Origin of the sequence: Pseudobacteriovorax antillogorgiicola, from assembly GCF_900177345.1 — a bacterium.
In the GTDB taxonomy this organism is placed as follows: Bacteria; Bdellovibrionota_B; Oligoflexia; order Oligoflexales; family Oligoflexaceae; genus Pseudobacteriovorax; species Pseudobacteriovorax antillogorgiicola.
The window spans coordinates 1-16,462 of sequence record NZ_FWZT01000047.1; the positions used below are offsets into that span (position 1 = coordinate 1).

Sequence of the window (16,462 nt, forward strand, 5' to 3'; positions counted from 1 at the left end):
AAATCTGTTCTAGCTGTGAAGAGATTCCAGATAGCGCACCGAAAGGTGTGAAAGATCTTGGGGTGAGAGAGTGGGTGTGCAGCAGTTGTGGAGCGCTCCATGATCGTGATGTAAATGCTGCACTGAACATTCTCCGATTCGGGCGTGAATCGCTGGTGTCCTGAAGTGGCCCAGGAATCCCGCACTATAGCCGCATCAGCGGTTTAGTGGCGGGAGGACGTCAAGAACCAAATCTAAAGCGTAAAATTCTTCGCGGCAGACTTTGCTCGCTGTCACTCTGAGCAAGGTCTGACTCCACAGGCTTGCGGCTCATAAGTGCGACCAAAGTATCTATAATCGTAGGCGAGAGTCGATCGAGGGCCAATAATGCACGATTATGAAGCCCGGGAATCGCAACTCTATTGTTCCATCGAATACATGAATAGATCGCTTGAGCAATGGTGTCTGGGCTGCTGGCTGGTAACCAAGGCGCCTGGAACTCCTCGCTCATACTGGTTTTGGTGAGTCCGGGAATCACGAGCCGAAGGTGCTTGCTAAGGTTTCTTTCTTCGATTTTGATGCTTCTTAAGGCATGAAGGAAGGCGGCTTTTGATGCGGCGTAGTTTGAGTTTCCTGGAAAAGGAATCTTTGCAGATACAGATGAAACTACGGTGATCGAGAAGCCAGAATTCTTTTGGAGTATAGGAAGCAGACCTTTTATCAATTGGATGGGGCCATGATAGTTCACATCGAATTCATGGCGCCGCTTAGCCTCATCAAGTTCCAAGGCAGGTTCGCCAGAGGAGTAGCCAGCATTGAGTACGAGATGATCGATTTTAATCTTTTCGTTCTCTAGGCTGGCAATGCAGCCCTCGATGCTATCGGTCTGACTCATATCGAGCAGGCGGTAGCTGGCGTCGAAGCCGGCTGAGCGCAGCGATTGGCAGAGAGCATTGAGCTGAAGCTCGGAACGTGCTGCTGCAATGATCTTATAGCCTTGCTCGGCTAGAAGCTCAGCAGTCGCTTTGCCGATGCCCCTCGATGCACCAGTAATGAGGATCGTTTCGCTTTGATTGTGATTCATTATTGTGTCTCCCTTCCCTAAGTGTAAAGTTTATAGGGTGCTCGCGCCAAGTTTTTTGTCGTTGCTGCTTTATGCCAAGAGCGGCAACCTTTTGCTGCATGGCACAGTTCGATTCGTCCTGAAACCATGCCGATAGAAGGACGGGCGGCGGCCTTTCTAGGCTCGTAGTCGATTTGAACCCGTTTAACGTATCAGGAGCAAATTTTTGAGTTCATCTGATTTACCTATTGTCGTTATTACCGGAGCTGCTGGGTTTATTGGGTCGGCCCTACGAAGCTATCTCGAAGGCAGGTACAAGCTGATCTCAGTGGATAAAAAGCCGTTCCAGGGGCTAAACGAGCTTGAAGAGGTTCTACAAGTTGATTTAGAAGTACCTGGGGAGAGAAACCTCTTGATCCACCGAATGGAAGAGCTTGGTTCTCAGATCACAGCCTTTATTCATCTTGCAGCATATTATGACTTCAGTAATAAGCCTAACCCATCCTACGAAGGGCTGAATCAGGCTTTGCCTCATCTTTTAGACAGTTTCGCGAAGGTGGCTCCTGCTTCAGCAAGGTTTATCTACGCGTCATCCATGTCTGCCATCGCTCCCACTGAACCTGGACGGAAGATTCAGCCGTTCGGTGAAAAGTTAGCTCTCTGGCAGTACCCTCGGTCGAAGGTGGCTGCTGAAAAGACCTTGGATCAACACCCCATGCAGCAATCTATCGTCCAGCTAGTCCTTGCCGCGGTCTACTCTGACTATGGTGAGCTAGTTCCGTTGTTTCATCAAATAGAACTTATGGCAAGCAGTAGCCCAGAGAAGTTTTTCTATCCGGGTCCTGTGAATCATGGGCTTACCTATGTGCATGTGGACGATACAGTTGCGGCATTCGAAGCTGCCATTGATGCAAAGATTCAGGTTGGCGAACGACTAAGGCTACTCATTGGAGAGCCGGAAGCGGTTTCCTATGGCTTCATCAGTGAGCAAGTGAGTCAACAGTTTCGCGGTCGTGGAATTAAGATTTGGCAAATGCCTAAGTGGCTCACACGATGGGGTGCCTGGGTTCTATCAATGGTTTTTGAACTGCTTGGCAAGCGTAGATTTATCCAGCCCTGGATGATTCCATTCGCTGGTGAACACTTTGAACTGGATATTTCTCTTAGCAAGAAATACCTAGGCTGGGAGCCGAAACATAGCTTGCGAAAAGAGCTTCCTGAAATTGTGAAGTTCAAGTATGAAAACCCTGATAAGTGGAATGTCATCAACCATCGTCGTCCTTGGTAACAAGCGTCGAAGGAGCCCGAGATGAATGAACAGCCAGACTATAAAATTTGCGTCGTCTGTGGCCTAAAATTCTCCAAGCGCGCTAAGTGGCTGAGAGATTGGCATGCAGTTCGCTATTGTAGCGAACGTTGCCGGCGACAGAAGATCACCAGTATCGACTTGGAAATTGAAGATGCCATGCTCGATTTGGCCCAGATCCGTTGGCAACGCTCCCAAGGTAGCCTTTGCCCTTCCGAGGTTGCGATGAAAATAAGCGATGGTGACTGGCGGCCCATGATGGAACGGGTGCGTCAAGCAGCGAGGCGATTGGCTCACGCGGACAAGATCGAGATTTTGCAGGCCAACCACCCGGTAGAGCCAACACGATTTCGTGGGCCAATTAGGCTAAGGTGGAAAGCTTGAGCCAGAACCTTGCGGGGTAGCAGCAAGTTTGGAATATGCCAGCATTGGTGTGCGCTCTCGGACCATGGGTCACAAGCTTAACAGTTTCTTAATCTCCCCTGGTTACCCTGCGGGGCTTACTAACAAACAGGAGGGATCTATGGCGATCAGAAAGCTGCTGGCAAGTATGGGCATTGGCAATGCCAAAGTTGATACAGTGTTAAATCATGATGAACTGTATCCTGGCACTCAGGTGGAAGGTGAAGTACGCATTCAGGGCGGTGATGTGGCGCAAGACATCGATCGCATTAGTTTTGACTTAGTGACGGTAGCCCAGGATGAAAGCCGTGACGGCGAGCCTCATGATCACGCTCTGATTGCAAGAATAGCGATCAGCGAGGCAATGACAGTAGATGCTGGCGCCTTTGTTGCGATTCCATTCAGTTTTACCCTTCCCATTGACACACCGATTAACTCTATCGATGGTCACGACCTCCCGATCCCTATCGAGCTTCATACGAGCCTAGATATCGCTGCGGCTATTGATCCGAGAGACCGTGACCCTATACGTGTCAGTCCCAATGCTTTGCAAGAGAGAATTCTTAAAGCTATGGATGAGTTGGGCTTTCGACTGTTTAAGTCAGATTTGGAATTTGGCCATATCCCAGGGCAGAGGCTACCGTTCTACCAAGAGATTGAATTCTATCCACCACCCTCATTGAGCCGCTATATGAGTGAATTGGAGCTGACTTTCGTGTGTCGTGACGGCAGCATGGATGTGGTCCTTGAGATGGATAAAAAAACTCGCGGGCTGGCAAGGCTTGCTTACTCCAGTGTCGACGAGATTCGTGGTTTTACTATCGACTATAACGATGACTGGGAGCAAGAGGATTGGGAGTCCGTAATCGAGCTTCATCTCCGTTAAAGGTTCCAGACTAGATGGGTTGCCGGTGGTTGCAGCCCATTCACTTTGGTTCCCTTGTCTCGCCAGCATCAATATACCTTTGGATAATCGCCTGCTCTAATCGGCCTTTTTGTTTCGAAGGCACCGGAATTCTGATCACTAAATCGACTTGGTCAGATGAAGAAAAGGAATAGTGAAGGCGAGGCTCAACGTTCGGTGATTCGATCACATGTTTGCTGGAGTTCCGCTGAAACTGTCTCTTTGCCTCTTCTATGTACTCACTACATTCCTCGATCGCCATGCCTAATATAAGCTTCGCTGCACCTTTCCAATCTTCAGACTTCCTAAATGGTACGCGAAATACGTGGAGAACGTACGGTCCTGTTTTGCTTTCATTGATGACCGGTGTATTCAGGAGAAGACTGTTCGGTAATTCGATCATCCGTCCTGTAAACTGATGATGATCTTTTCCTGGGCCAATTTCATAAAGCTTCGTACTAAACATGTTGTACTGAAAAACATCTCCTCTAAAAGCTCCGACTTCAATACGGTCACCAACATCGTAAGCCTTCGTTGAAAATCGCCAAAGAGAACCCATGATACAGAGAATCAATTCTTTTGTAGCGATCACCAGAGCGGCTGCAATAGCAAGCAGAGTGACGGCAGCAGTTTGCAGCTCGTTAGACCAGATTGTAATCGAACCCAACAGTATGAGCATGAGAGTGAAGTTTCTGATTCTTGTAATCCACCGCCTTCGATCCTCTACTGGATACTGTTTTAGGTTTTTGATGTATTTGTTTAGGAGAGACCTAGAGAATACCAACGATAAGATGAGACTTATCGTAATAATCGCATTCCAAAGTATTTTGCTTTCTTGAGGCTCTAAAATCATGCTCGTTCTGGTCCCTTCGATACGTGCTTAAAATTCCCTATTAAAGCATCGAAGTGGCGTTTAATCTAGCCAAGATCTCAGTCAACTGAGTTCAGGGGCGCTCATAACCAAGTTGCTGACCTCATGGTATAAACTTGGGGAGCACGGAGCTCAGAAAGCGTCCCGGTCCAAAAGCAAAACTTCCAGCGATGGCGATGCCACCCAAGTACAGGTATATCATGCTTCTTTTATGAGCCGTAATGTCGCCTCTCCGTGCTGAGATGATTGCTGTGGGCACCGAGTACATTGTTAGGAGTGAAAAGAGGTGGAGGTAGCCAAAGTGATTCATTAATTTCGGGCCTATACTAGCTTCCATGAATAGGGTGACTATGCCAGTAAGAAACATGAGGGCCATATAAACTTTACCAATCTGCTTGTGGAATGCTGTCCCCTTACTCCCTAGAAACAGATAAGCTCCAATAATGGCAGATGGCACGACGGTTAGAAGGTGTAGGTAGCTTAGTGTTTGATAGGTCATGTAATCCCCCAGGTTTTTCTAGCTGGGAGACAGGCCGCTCTGTAAAATATTGCACTTCCCGGATATATCTGCGAACTAAACCGGCAACGGGATCAAGATACGTCATGGGCCAAGTGCCCTGTTTTAACAAGAATAACTGTTTCTTCTTCGACCCACGGATGGTGGGTAGAAAGGTGGCCGTTTCTAAGCCAAGTACCTGTGGGGTAAACGCCCCACTCATCTCGAAAGGTTCCTGACAGGACCAAGATCTCCTCGCCACCATAGTGCCTGTGAGGGACGAACCGTTCTCCCTGAGGCCACTTGACCAATGCTGTATTTTTGCCGGCAAAATGGTGTAGTGGCATAACTTCTAGATTTCCTTGCCCGGGTAACCAAGGCTCGACCGATGTATTGAGCACTACCTTCTTATCATCGTTCTTATCGAACTGGTTGAGCTTAACGAAGATAGTACAACCTTCCGTGCTAAAGGGAGCGTGACTCGATCCTGGGGGATTTCTGATGTAAGTCCCTGCGGGGTAGTCGCCATTCTCATCGGAGAATACTCCGGATAGGACAAAAATCTCCTCACCCTTTGGGTGCCGATGTGGTTTAAACGAAGCACCGGGCTTGTACTCAACAATTGAAGTCACATGTCCCGACTCTGTTTCGGCTCGCTCAAGGGGGATTCGCATGACATCTTTCGCTGGTGAGGCTATGGGTGTCTGTTCGTGACTGCGCACCACAACATTTTTTTCGAAATTCATATTTAACGGTGTGAACATGATTTACTCCATTCCACAAGCCCCCTCAAATTTTAGAGAGGGGGACAGATTTAAACTAACTATGACCCGCCATGACACCACCATCAACGTTCAAAATAGTGCCTGTAATCCAGTCAGCCTTATCTGATAGAAGAAAATCGATCCCATCGGCGATATCCTTTGGTCGTCCCAATCGCCCTAAAGGATGTAAGCTCTGAAAGCCACTGAGCGATTCCTCAATCTTGTCTTCCTCGATAAAAGCCTTGTAGATCGGGGACACTACTACTGCAGGCGCTACGCTGTTGACTCTAATGTTGAACTCTCCAAGCTCCACGGCAAGGTTCTTTGTGAGTGAATGCAGGCCAGCCTTTTGCATTGAGTAAGCCGAGGATGGAGTGGCTTTCACCGCTTGATGGGCCCACATCGATCCAATGTTTACGATAGAGCCTCCGTGATGCTTCTTCATGTTTTTTACAACGGCCTGGGTTATGAAGAAAAATGCCTTATTCATATCGAGCTGGGCATCGTAGTCCTCTTCTGTGTGCTCTAAGAAGCTGATAGGCTTAAAGAAGCCAGCTGCATTCACAAGATATTTTAGGTGCCGCTCTTCTTTCTCAAGTTGATTGATAAAGTCCGTAACCTGTTGAGAGTCATAGAGGTCGACTTGGGCAGTCTCAACTCTTCCAGGGCCTTGTGTCTCCAATTCTGCTTTTGCTTCTTCGAGGCCTTGCGGATCGTGAGCCAGAATAATAGTGGTTAAGCCTTTGGCGACAAGCCTAAAGGCTGTTTCTTTTCCCATGCCACTTGATCCACCAACGATTAGAGCTACTTGCTGTGTCATAACATTTCTCCAAGTTATCGATTTCTACGTTCTTCCAACCTATCTATCGGTTGGTAGGTTGGAATCTAAAGCTAAGTCTTGCGCTTGTCAATACCTATCAGGTGGTAGGTTTGTAATATACTAATATTACTTGGTGAAAAAGATAATTGTTGAGCGTATCTACCGATTGATAGATAAGAGGTTGAAAGGAGGGGGAGCCGTGCAGCCAAGCGTCAGAGATCAAATCCTAGAAATCGCAGAGAGTCGGGTTCGGATCGGGGGATACGATTACTTTAGCTTTAGAGAGATCGCTAAGGAGATCGGTATCAAAAGTGCTAGTGTTCATTACCACTTTAGCACCAAAGCTGATCTTGGAGCTGCTATTGCGGAAAAGTATCGCATCGACTTCCTCAAAAAACTGGGCAGCCCCAAGGCACTTATGGATTCCCATGAGAATCCAATCAAACACTACCAACAAGCATTTAGAAACTCTTTAGCTCAGGAAAAGAAAATGTGCCTGTGCGGTTTGCTTGGGGCAGAGATCGCCAGCCTACCACCTCAAGTTGTGGACGAAACCAAGAAGTTCTTTGAAGAGAATATGCTTTGGCTAACGGAGGCATTTCAGGTAGCCGAGGATATGTCAGAGGTCATTGCTAAAAAAAGAGCGTTGCGAGAGATTGCCTTGCTTGAAGGTGGGATGATTTTAGCTCGTGTGTTTGATGAAGTTTCCATCTTCGATGATATTCTTGCTTAGGGATGTTCTCGGAAATTTTCGGGTCAGATGTCAGATACAGTTTCTCGTACTATGGTCTGTAACGCAATGAGATGCAAAGATGTCTATTTTCGATAAAGATCCGAGGCCCTGAGTTATGTAATTGCCGTCTCGTTCACGACAATGGGCTACTTGAAAAATGGTATAGATCTCTTTCCACTTGCCCCCAATGTGGTGGGAAGGTTAGGGTGATCGCGGCGATAATGGATGCAGAGGCTGAGCAGCAGTCCCATAAACCTTAACGGCGAATTCTCTGGGTAACGCCTCATGCCGGAAAACGGCGCGTGGGTTGTAACGGGCATTGAAGGGAGACGGGGTTAATTGATCTGAATCGTGATTTAACTACCGCGCCCTTCCCTGACCCAAGGCTATTGTTGTAATGTTTAGCAATTTTCGAAAGGAGTATCCATGGGAGCTAAGGAACTGACACCAGAAGCAAATGAAGAGTCAAAAGGTCAAAACGATGAGATATTCTCCTTTAAGCACATTCTTGATTCCTTTGGCTTTAAATACCCGCAACAGGGCGAAAAGTGGCAATTCATGTTCCACAATGAGGCCACCACCTATCTGGATAAAGATGACTTTCAGCTCTTCCAATCCCAGCAGAAGGGTGACTGGGTCAAAACGAAAAAGGGTGTCACTCACTGGATCTCCTTTCGAAAGGAAGCTGGTGTCGGATATAGATTTGTTGGGGTTTACAAACAGAAGGCCTGTTCAGAATTTGCATCAAATACCGAGTCTGGGCATTGTTGAGGAGAAGTATCTTGGTAAAATTTGTCAATCTCTTCAATCATAAATTCTTCCAATGAAAGCTGAGCGTATATCTAAAGGCAATCGAACAACACTCAAATGTGTGAGCACTGTAGGACTCGATGAGAAAATGATCCGGGCATGCGTCAAACATCAAGAATATGAAGATAAGAGGTGTGACGAGCATGGTTTGTTTTAGAGAGGGCTAAGCCCGTTACCCATACCACCAGTTCTACTGGTGGTAGTGATTCTGTGGTGAAAATGCTTCGTCAGTTTCTAATGGGCCAAGAAAACTCATTAAAAGTACAAATATTTCATCAAGAAAGGGGTGTTGTAAATTTTACCTTTACCAGCTCTGTACTTCCATTTTAATTAGACCTTCCCAGGTATTATTCACCTTCCTATTTCCAATAGTGATAGACTGCTTAGATTCAGAGAATATTTTGTCCTTAACCTCTTCCCCTTCACAAACTTCAGACCACTTAGGCTCTCCATTAATACCAAAGCTATCAATTCGACCACAATCACTCCAGCTCTTCCTAACCCAAGCGTAATAGGTGTCATTTTGGTCGATCCAACTTTCATCAACTTCTCCCTCACCATCAAGCTCTTTGATCCATAATCGTTTTCCGTTACCATCAAGCATTTCAATAAAGGGATGTGTCTTAAATGTTTCGAAGTCCCTTGCGCCACCAGCTACTAAGATTTGCCCAACAGAATTTACCGAGATGGTATAGGGGTTATAAGTTTCTACTTCTCTTTCCCATTTTATATTACCGAAGACATCAACTCTAACAATTGCATGATTTCCGTTGGCATTTACCCCTTTTAAAATAAAGTCCCCTTCATATTCACCCATAAGAAAGTATGATAGTACACGTGGAAAAGGCTGGATTTCTCTCAAGAAAACTCCGTTTTGATCAAGTATCACGAGCCTTGTCCAACCGTTTGAGTTGGAAGCCATTACTCCATAGCCATTTTCTGTCGATACGATACGTCTAAAGAGTAAGTCTCTATAAGACTTCTTCCAAACAATTTCGCCATCAGAACGATATTTTTGCAAAAGAGCTGTATTGAAAAACTGATCATCTCGAGAAGTAGAAATAGTTAAAAATCCTCCATCGTTGGTAGAAATAACATCTTCGAATCCGAATCTATAGGTGTTAATCTCGGGATATGTTTTCTTCCATATTTCATTTCCAACTTGATCAAGTCGAATTAATAAACCTGAAGAGTAGTCAACACCACCAGCTACTATAAAACCCTGATCACTCAATTGCGCTGCTGCATGAAGTTTAGTATTAGTGTTTGGAAAATTCACAACTTCAGAAAAAGATCTTATAGGGCTAACTCTATATTTCCCTGCCTCGTATGCACTGATTCTTTTCTTTAATTCACCAAAGGCCCGAATTTGTCGAAGAGCACTACAGGGTGTAGAAGAAACGATTTGTCCAAAGTAGTTTGGCCCATTCACACGAGATAAGCAGCTACTTAACAACTCTCGATGAACATCTAGCTGTCCCTCAAAAGTACCATTTTCGTCACTAAAGATACCCTTTTTAAGATGCTCCCAAGTAGTGTCTAGTACGCCATTGATTTGGCTGTACAGAGTAATATGAAATTCTGGAAAAGGGTATTCATGTTCTAGCTGTTCATAAAAAGAATTAAGGGAATCTAGGGTTCTTAAATCTGTATACTTTTCATCAAACATCTTAACCTGGTTTAACAAAAAGTCGCTATTTCTTTGATAATTTAGTAACTGTATAGATGTAAGATCTATTCTATCATAAAAACTCTTTGCCAAAGGCCATGGGAGAACGTATACACTGTCTACATCCCCATGAGAAAAGCTCTTATCAGCCACATCAGTAAATTGCTTATAAGTATATCGAAGTTCATCAAAAGTTTGAGGAACCAATGTTGACCCAAGATCATTTCTATCGATACCTGAACTAAACACCTCTATCCGAAGAGATCGATCGTTTATTTTTTCAGCCATCTGTGAAGGTAGTGATACGCTAGTTCCAAAATTCGTTGAATAGGCAATTAGATCGTTAGCAAATGACTCGTTTCCACTTATTTTGTTATCAAACTCCAACAAGGAGTAGAACTTCGTCTTTTTTCTTAGACTAGTAATAAAGTAACTTCCACATGATTGTGTGAAACCAAAATAGTTACCAGCTGCAAGTTTTGCCTCATAGTTTTCTAAAACATCTACTTGATTTATATTTTCGGAACTCTCATCTATTGCAATCTCAAGCTGCAATAGCACCAGTCCAGTACTTGAATCTAATTTTCCAGTATTCGGATCTATCTTCACCTTGTCTCTTAGAAATCCTTTTAGATCCTGATCGGCGTCCAAATCAGATAAAATAGTATCGTATTTTTTTTGATCAAGAATCGCTGCATCTGTGAGTAAATCAGCAGTTCGCTTGATCTCGGGAGAAATCTTAAAACAACTTGGAAAGGGATTATCAATCTGTCCTGAATATCCTTGACCTATCGTAAGATTATGTTTCTTTATCTTCATTAGTTCCGACTTAGAAACTTCTTTAACTGATAGAATATTTGATTTAGAATGTTCATCTTCTGATGAACAAGATGAAATAATGCCACAACTTAAGATTGTGCTAGTCAATAGTATCTTATTGGTTAATTTCATTAGGTTCCTCCTAGAAATATGAGGTAGTGCAGAGCACTACCATTTGGGCTTTTAGATACAATTGGAATTTATCGTAGTTGGGTCACTTGTAAACCCTTCTCCTAGATTTTTATGGAAAGCAAACACTAGTTGTCCAAGATTGTTTTGAACACATACGTTGTCACCATGTCTATAGATGTCAAACTTCTCCTTAGTCACATACCTGAAGTTCTTTTGAATTTGACAGATTACCATCTCCCTTTGCCCAGCTACAGCATCTTGGTCAATGATAATTCCATCATATCTATTTCCTCTTTCCATACAGAAACGATTTGCTGTATAGATTTGAGGTAGGAAGGTATAACTAATATCTAAATTTTCATTATACTTATTAGATACATAGCTTTCGAGATCCACCATCAATTCATCGGCATCATTGCAACGCATTACCTTCAGAGTTGGTTTGCCCGTTTTACCGTATTCATGAAGGTAAAAAGAGCTCCCATTTTTATTGTTAGTTTGCCAAGCAGCAACATAAATTGAAAGGTCTCTATGGTTCTCATCAGCAAAGAAAGAGCCCATATTGGGATAGTGTCCATCAGTTGTGCGAAGCAGGCTTTCTCCCATATTCACACTAAATGTTCCTATTGGACTACCGTGAAAAACCTTTTTTGGTGCAATAGTATACTCTACGCATGACGCCAATGAAATGTCTGGACCCACCAAATATATGGTTGCTAGAAAACAGCTTAAAACTTTCATTTAGATCTCCTATATTTTATTGGATAATAGATGCTATTACGGAACTATCTAGTTGTTGCTAACCTCTATCGGGCAGTACCTTTCCAAAACCGGGAATAGAGTCATTATCTCATTTGGAATACGGACATTTCTCCCTCGACACTCGCGAACATTAGTAGTTCCCCAAAGATTCGCATCAGTACTAAAATGTTCCAAACAAGGAGAGACTCCAGTTTGATCACTGTAGACGAACTCATCGATTTTTAACTGTAGACTATCAACCTTATCGTAAGTCAGTAAGGTATCAAGTACTTTACTTTCAGCTGATTGGCTTAAGTCAAGGTGGTTAATATACTTAGTGGTGTCGTCAGGATTAAAAACTTTTGAGAATTGGAAATCATCAACACAATTTATGAATTCAGATTCGAGGTTCTGTACAAGTTCTGCTCTTCTAAAGGCTTTCGCCTTCGTGGCCGAATTTCTGATAAAGTTTAGAGTTCTATTAGCAAACTCTGGATTTCCTGGGTTTGCTTCTATAACTCTTTCTATGAACCTGGTATTATAAGTCCATGGAGCAACTTCCACTCTCGTTATGATTCCTGTATCTGGATCCTTCATTGTTTCTATCGTGGTACGTATCGCTGTTGGAAACTCTTCCAACGACATAGGAAGAATGTTAGGATTCAGTTCATCTAGGGATAGACCTCTTCCTTGAATTCTAATCTGAAGCCTTTTTGAAATAGCTTCCTGCTCAAGCTCCCTATCTACTGTCCCAGTGAACCTTCCTCGGGCAAATAGACCAGATAAGTTGGCCTCTAGTTTGCCTTCAAAAGTGGAATCCCTATTGGTATTTTCTGTTTCGTAACTCAAGAGAGCAAAGTATGTTTTCGTCCTACCAATTGAGCGAACGTAATGATCACCGCATGTTGTTAGAAAAAGATCTAAATTATTATTAGAAATTAAACGAAGGGCATCTGGATAAAAACTAGACTGTGTATCGTCTATTGAGTCGTAAAGTGTTTCTACCTGGTATTCAACTAAGATATATTTTTTCTTCATTCTAGTTGATGAGCTAGAATCACTTTTGAAATTGATATGAGTTTTGAGAAACCAGTATTTAAATCTAGCGTCAACTTCAATATTAGTAGTCAGGCTGTTAAAGTATTCCTCATCAACTTTGATGAAATTGTAGTCGAAGTTTGCAGTTACAGGTCTGTTCTCATCGCGTTTGAAGTCCATGCACGAGCCACTAAATCTATTTGATTCGTGGTCAAACCCTCCGCCAAGGCTTGGAGGGTTTTTAATAAAAAATGAAGGGTCATCAATGTATGAAGGATCCCCTAACTGGCCATAACAAGATACTGAAAGACTAAGGGGAACTGCTGCTAATAAAGTCTTCGACATAAGATTTCTAAGTTTCATTTGTTTCCTCTGATGATAGCTTTAATTTAAGGTTCTATTCGTGAAAAAGATGAGTATGAATTACTGAAACAAACCTCCTTTTTATTGTAATAAAGAAGTTAACTTCTATTCTTACAACAAAGGTAGAATTTCAAAACATTTTGGAAAACAAAAAACGATCTATATTTGCCAACTGGCAACAATAAAAAAATAGGTTCTAAATGTAGCCAGCTGGCAAGCTTGTATATTTTTTCCGAGAACTATGCGATCAATTAGTATAAGGTTTTCTCTTACAATTTATAAGGGAAGGTATGACTAGCTACTGCTCAAAGACTTTAGTAAGTGAGTTAAAAAGACGTCGAAAAAAGAACCCAAGCTATTCCTTAAGAAAGTTCGCCAAGGATCTCAGTATTGACCCAGGTTATTTATCTAGGGTTTTGCGAGATGAAAGAGCGATGTCATTAGACATGGTTTACAGGGTTGGCAGAAAACTATTTTCGAAAGAAAAAGACATAATGTCGTTTGTTGATGGAGTATATAGATCAAAGAACTTATAAACTTCTATAGAGTAAAAAGTAATAGCTTAAAAGGCAGATCACTGTTCGAGGGAAAACAAGGAAACAGAAAGTTCATAAACTTCATCTTTGTCCCCATTTTCCATCAAAACACTCATTTCTTGAACAAAATCGAAGATTTTTTTTCTAGCTTCAGGGATTTTCTTTTTATCGATACAGAACGTCATACCTGTGTTTATTCTTTCATCAAAGTCCTGAGAATCGATTGCTCTATGTGCTTTTTCTAAGACTTGTTTGTGCCGACTTCTTAAAGCCTCAGAAGGTATATCCTTAGTTGCAAAGTTCTGATTAGTTTTAACTAGCCTACCATTTTGATCCCTTGAAAGCATTTTAACTCGAAGCAGTCGGTCGACTGCCATTTTCGCATTACCTTTAGATATTCCGAGGCTGTCAGCTATCTGGTCAATCGTATTGTCGAAGCCTGGTTTGTAAGTTAGCTCAGTAATAGCATAGTGGTACCAAACAGATACTATTGTAAACGCATTTTCTGTTAAGTATTTAGGATCTATTCTATTATCTTTTTTAAAGGTATCCGATGGAGATCTAACATAGTTGAAGAATAGTTCTCGTTTCTTACTATCCAACCCCAATCTATCGGCAATTTCAAATGCTTTTTCTAGTGAAAGTCTACGTTTGCCTTTCAATATACGACCCAGGAAGCTTGGACTTAGGTTTAAGTCTTCAGCATACTTTCTCAAAGAATACTTGTTTCGTTTCGTCAGCCTGTCGTTAAAAATGTCCTCTAGAACCTGAACAGCCTTATCTGTCATGATCAACCTCTTTTTTGAAAGTATTCTTTTTTCTCTGCTAATAGATAGTGGACTGCCTCTCTATGAAGAGAAACAGTCCTCTGTATCTGTCTTAAACCAATTCGATCTATTTATTCGAGGTAACTGATGATAGAATTTCATTTATTGTTCTAATTATTACACCATTCCCGTGTACCCTTGTCTTCGCTCGGGCTCGAAAGCACTTCTTATAGTTAGGCCTTTTCGAGGTAACTATAGTATCCAACGCATATACTTTATTATAAATATTATTAACAAATACGACCCCAATATTTTCCTTTTCATACTCTTCATCAAACAGTCTGATTTCTTTAATTTCCTCTGGGAAAGACGAATTTATATATTCTTCAACACCAATCCTAGCAAGTGACTTTAGAAGTGAAGATCTATCTTGTCGATCCAATGAGCAGTTTTCTATCTCCTGTAGGTATATGTCTATATGGTTATCTGCATAGGGGGTCATTTCTATTAGATGAGTAGGTCTATTATTCCAAGTGAATTTTGATCTCTTTATTCCCAGACTATAACCTCTATCAGTATAGCTATAGCCAATATCAGGTTCACTTTCTTGAATTTTGTAGTATTTTATCGACTCTTGCTCGCAATGGAAAACTCTCGCATGAGATGGCTCCATTGTATTTAAAGAATTGGGTTCCTCCAAACGAGCTACTTTCTCGAAGCACCGGTCATTTTTTATGGGAATCGCGTAGTCAGGGAGTGCCTCTCCTCCTCCGCCACTTCCAGTATGGTTGCCAACTGAAGCACTGAGGTGTTCTAGGTGGGAATTGATTCGAGCAACATTCTCCCTATTCAGGATATCTTCGACTCCTGTGTTATTTGAAATATTAAGTTTTCTCAGCCCGTCATCTTGGGTGTTCGAAAGTAGCATTGGGGAGAGAGAAAATGATAGTGTTAATAGTATTTTTTTCATGTCTTTAATCCTAGTGAAAGTATTTTTAAGCATAACCGCTGGGTCCAAATTAGCGAATAGCATGGGATTTCTTCTTAAAGATAGCCGAATCGATTGGATGTTGCCAATTGGCAACATTATAGTTCGCACAAAATGAAGCTTAGGTCCGACAAGGTATAAGTGACATATGATTCTCAGACTTAAGTTCCCTTTTTACTTTGTCGTAGTCTTTACCCTTACCTTCAAAGATCTGCCTTCGGGAGTTCGTTCCATTCCTGATTTCAACTTCATCTGCTTTTGCATCTTTAAGCCTATCGATGCTTGGCATCTCTTGCCCAATCCATTGCGCTTATAAATTCAAGGCTCTTTTTAAAGGATCTCCAAATCCAGGAGCTTCGAGCATTCCCCTTAGAATCGCCTCCTCGATGACCCACTCATAGATTGGTTGGCAAAACTTGATTTCAGGCCATTTCCTACGAACCTTAAGAATCTCCAAGCTTGAAGGTGTCCGTCCCTGACTATTAATATTTCAGGGCGCACCTCGCCACGACCAGGTAAATCCCAGCCTAAAAAAGTATTAAGTTTTCAAAGATCATGGAGAAAGTGCGGCCATTTCATAAATTTGAGCATGATCGTCAAAAACTTCGAAAGGCTGATCAAAGTAAACCTTACCCTCAAGTCCTAGCTTTTTGACCAGCAGCTCTCTAGGGTACTCTTGTTCAACATATTCATCTTTAGACGAAATGTTGAGTCGTGACATTTGAGAGCCTGACAAGAATATCAGCCAGGTAGTCCTGAGGATTGATACCATGAAGCTCACAGGTCATAATCAAACTGTAGAGCCCTGCCATCGCCTCTCCACCAAGATCTGACATCACAAAAAGATAGTTCTTGAGCCCAAGCTTTACGTCTCTGAATATGGATTCGACACGGTTTTATCAACCTCTATCCCGCCATCGCGCAGGTGCTCGCTAATCGTAGAATTGACCCCCGCGTTATGACACTCCGCACTTGACGTTGGAAAAAATATATCCATAATGACCTGAAAAGAGAACAAACTATGGATATGTTGGCTACACGATTTCAAGTAATTGATGATGCTCCTGATCCGTCTGTTTGCAATAAGTGCAATTCTAGCTGTCCCTTAGTATGGTATACACGAAGGTCAGCCATTGATATAACCAGCGCAGGTCAGGCACTTCTCCCGCTATGTGCCAGGGGAGTGTGAGACAAATCTGCCGATAGATTAGTATAATGTTTGCGCGGTAGTGAAAGGTCTCAAAATGACAAAGAATCAAGA

General features: G+C 42.7%; 17 protein-coding genes and 1 pseudogene. 6 read left to right on the forward strand and 12 right to left on the reverse strand.

Annotated features, from left to right (window positions below; all coding sequences use genetic code 11):
- Positions 1 to 2 precede the first annotated feature (2 nt).
- Positions 3 to 164: a zinc ribbon domain-containing protein gene (locus tag B9N89_RS30510; RefSeq protein ID WP_207912417.1), complete on the forward strand. Its 162-nt coding sequence runs from the start codon at positions 3 to 5 to the stop codon at positions 162 to 164.
- Between the two features lie 56 nt (positions 165 to 220).
- Here B9N89_RS30510 and B9N89_RS30515 read toward each other — a convergent pair whose 3' ends face one another.
- On the reverse strand, positions 221 to 1,063 hold the full coding sequence (locus tag B9N89_RS30515; RefSeq protein WP_132326308.1) for an SDR family NAD(P)-dependent oxidoreductase: 843 nt from the start codon (positions 1,061 to 1,063) through the stop codon (positions 221 to 223).
- Between the two features lie 205 nt (positions 1,064 to 1,268).
- Here B9N89_RS30515 and B9N89_RS30520 point away from each other — a divergent pair, with 205 nt between their 5' ends.
- The 3 genes from B9N89_RS30520 (at position 1,269) to B9N89_RS30530 (ending at position 3,636) form a co-directional block, all read left to right on the forward strand.
- Positions 1,269 to 2,330 carry an NAD-dependent epimerase/dehydratase family protein gene (locus B9N89_RS30520; RefSeq protein ID WP_159455754.1) on the forward strand — a complete coding sequence of 354 codons (1,062 nt, stop codon included), beginning with the start codon at positions 1,269 to 1,271 and terminating at the stop codon, positions 2,328 to 2,330.
- Positions 2,331 to 2,351: 21 nt separating this feature from the next.
- Positions 2,352 to 2,732 (forward strand): DUF3253 domain-containing protein, encoded by a 381-nt coding sequence (locus B9N89_RS30525; protein WP_132326304.1) that lies wholly within the window; start codon positions 2,352 to 2,354, stop codon positions 2,730 to 2,732.
- Between the two features lie 139 nt (positions 2,733 to 2,871).
- A complete protein-coding gene (locus B9N89_RS30530; RefSeq protein ID WP_159455755.1) occupies positions 2,872 to 3,636 on the forward strand; it encodes a sporulation protein in 765 nt (254 codons plus the stop codon).
- Between the two features lie 40 nt (positions 3,637 to 3,676).
- Here B9N89_RS30530 and B9N89_RS30535 read toward each other — a convergent pair whose 3' ends face one another.
- From B9N89_RS30535 to B9N89_RS30550, 4 genes are all read right to left on the reverse strand, one after another.
- On the reverse strand, positions 3,677 to 4,333 hold the full coding sequence (locus B9N89_RS30535; RefSeq protein WP_159455756.1) for a mechanosensitive ion channel domain-containing protein: 657 nt from the start codon (positions 4,331 to 4,333) through the stop codon (positions 3,677 to 3,679).
- 295 nt (positions 4,334 to 4,628) lie between these two features.
- Positions 4,629 to 5,024: a DUF2306 domain-containing protein gene (locus B9N89_RS30540; RefSeq protein WP_132326298.1), complete on the reverse strand. Its 396-nt coding sequence runs from the start codon at positions 5,022 to 5,024 to the stop codon at positions 4,629 to 4,631.
- Between the two features lie 92 nt (positions 5,025 to 5,116).
- The gene (locus tag B9N89_RS30545) at positions 5,117 to 5,785 is read right to left on the reverse strand and encodes a cupin domain-containing protein (protein WP_132326296.1); all 669 of its coding nucleotides are present in this window, start codon (positions 5,783 to 5,785) and stop codon (positions 5,117 to 5,119) included.
- A gap of 55 nt (positions 5,786 to 5,840) precedes the next feature.
- Entirely contained in the window at positions 5,841 to 6,605 is a 765-nt protein-coding gene (locus B9N89_RS30550; protein ID WP_132326294.1) for an SDR family NAD(P)-dependent oxidoreductase, read from the reverse strand.
- Between the two features lie 199 nt (positions 6,606 to 6,804).
- Here B9N89_RS30550 and B9N89_RS30555 point away from each other — a divergent pair, with 199 nt between their 5' ends.
- Both B9N89_RS30555 and B9N89_RS30560 read left to right on the forward strand, forming a co-directional pair.
- Positions 6,805 to 7,338, forward strand: coding sequence for a TetR/AcrR family transcriptional regulator (locus tag B9N89_RS30555; protein ID WP_132326310.1), 534 nt, complete (start codon positions 6,805 to 6,807; stop codon positions 7,336 to 7,338).
- A 426-nt stretch (positions 7,339 to 7,764) separates the two neighbouring features.
- Entirely contained in the window at positions 7,765 to 8,109 is a 345-nt protein-coding gene (locus tag B9N89_RS30560) for a hypothetical protein (RefSeq protein WP_132326292.1), read from the forward strand.
- 343 nt (positions 8,110 to 8,452) lie between these two features.
- Here B9N89_RS30560 and B9N89_RS30565 read toward each other — a convergent pair whose 3' ends face one another.
- The 7 genes and pseudogenes from B9N89_RS30565 to B9N89_RS32045 all read right to left on the reverse strand — a co-directional run.
- Complete coding sequence (locus B9N89_RS30565; RefSeq protein WP_132326290.1) at positions 8,453 to 10,768, reverse strand: hypothetical protein; 2,316 nt, start codon at positions 10,766 to 10,768, stop codon at positions 8,453 to 8,455.
- 51 nt (positions 10,769 to 10,819) lie between these two features.
- Complete coding sequence (locus tag B9N89_RS30570) at positions 10,820 to 11,509, reverse strand: hypothetical protein (protein WP_132326288.1); 690 nt, start codon at positions 11,507 to 11,509, stop codon at positions 10,820 to 10,822.
- A 48-nt stretch (positions 11,510 to 11,557) separates the two neighbouring features.
- Entirely contained in the window at positions 11,558 to 12,892 is a 1,335-nt protein-coding gene (locus B9N89_RS30575; protein WP_234996206.1) for a hypothetical protein, read from the reverse strand.
- Positions 12,893 to 13,484: 592 nt separating this feature from the next.
- Positions 13,485 to 14,234, reverse strand: coding sequence for a TIGR02147 family protein (locus B9N89_RS30580; RefSeq protein WP_132326284.1), 750 nt, complete (start codon positions 14,232 to 14,234; stop codon positions 13,485 to 13,487).
- Between the two features lie 106 nt (positions 14,235 to 14,340).
- Positions 14,341 to 15,183, reverse strand: coding sequence for a hypothetical protein (locus tag B9N89_RS30585; protein WP_132326282.1), 843 nt, complete (start codon positions 15,181 to 15,183; stop codon positions 14,341 to 14,343).
- 571 nt (positions 15,184 to 15,754) lie between these two features.
- Positions 15,755 to 15,922 (reverse strand): hypothetical protein, encoded by a 168-nt coding sequence (locus B9N89_RS31640; protein ID WP_159455757.1) that lies wholly within the window; start codon positions 15,920 to 15,922, stop codon positions 15,755 to 15,757.
- A 4-nt stretch (positions 15,923 to 15,926) separates the two neighbouring features.
- Positions 15,927 to 16,070 (reverse strand): annotated as a pseudogene (locus B9N89_RS32045) (transposase domain-containing protein); the annotation flags it as partial.
- Between the last annotated feature and the right edge of the window lie 392 nt (positions 16,071 to 16,462).

What these genes read in the sequence shown, in the direction of transcription:
- B9N89_RS31640 (WP_159455757.1), bottom strand. Translation starts at nt 15,922, where the DNA reads ATGTCACGACTCAACATTTCGTCTAAAGATGAATATGTTGAACAAGAG.
- B9N89_RS30535 (WP_159455756.1), bottom strand. Translation starts at nt 4,333, where the DNA reads ATGCTCATACTGTTGGGTTCGATTACAATCTGGTCTAACGAGCTGCAA.
- B9N89_RS30515 (WP_132326308.1), bottom strand. Translation starts at nt 1,063, where the DNA reads ATGAATCACAATCAAAGCGAAACGATCCTCATTACTGGTGCATCGAGG.
- B9N89_RS30560 (WP_132326292.1), top strand. Translation starts at nt 7,765, where the DNA reads ATGGGAGCTAAGGAACTGACACCAGAAGCAAATGAAGAGTCAAAAGGT.
- B9N89_RS30570 (WP_132326288.1), bottom strand. Translation starts at nt 11,509, where the DNA reads ATGAAAGTTTTAAGCTGTTTTCTAGCAACCATATATTTGGTGGGTCCA.
- B9N89_RS30585 (WP_132326282.1), bottom strand. Translation starts at nt 15,183, where the DNA reads ATGAAAAAAATACTATTAACACTATCATTTTCTCTCTCCCCAATGCTA.
- B9N89_RS30540 (WP_132326298.1), bottom strand. Translation starts at nt 5,024, where the DNA reads ATGACCTATCAAACACTAAGCTACCTACACCTTCTAACCGTCGTGCCA.
- B9N89_RS30580 (WP_132326284.1), bottom strand. Translation starts at nt 14,234, where the DNA reads ATGACAGATAAGGCTGTTCAGGTTCTAGAGGACATTTTTAACGACAGG.
- B9N89_RS30525 (WP_132326304.1), top strand. Translation starts at nt 2,352, where the DNA reads ATGAATGAACAGCCAGACTATAAAATTTGCGTCGTCTGTGGCCTAAAA.
- B9N89_RS30565 (WP_132326290.1), bottom strand. Translation starts at nt 10,768, where the DNA reads ATGAAATTAACCAATAAGATACTATTGACTAGCACAATCTTAAGTTGT.
- B9N89_RS30550 (WP_132326294.1), bottom strand. Translation starts at nt 6,605, where the DNA reads ATGACACAGCAAGTAGCTCTAATCGTTGGTGGATCAAGTGGCATGGGA.
- B9N89_RS30575 (WP_234996206.1), bottom strand. Translation starts at nt 12,892, where the DNA reads ATGTCGAAGACTTTATTAGCAGCAGTTCCCCTTAGTCTTTCAGTATCT.
- B9N89_RS30530 (WP_159455755.1), top strand. Translation starts at nt 2,872, where the DNA reads ATGGCGATCAGAAAGCTGCTGGCAAGTATGGGCATTGGCAATGCCAAA.
- B9N89_RS30545 (WP_132326296.1), bottom strand. Translation starts at nt 5,785, where the DNA reads ATGTTCACACCGTTAAATATGAATTTCGAAAAAAATGTTGTGGTGCGC.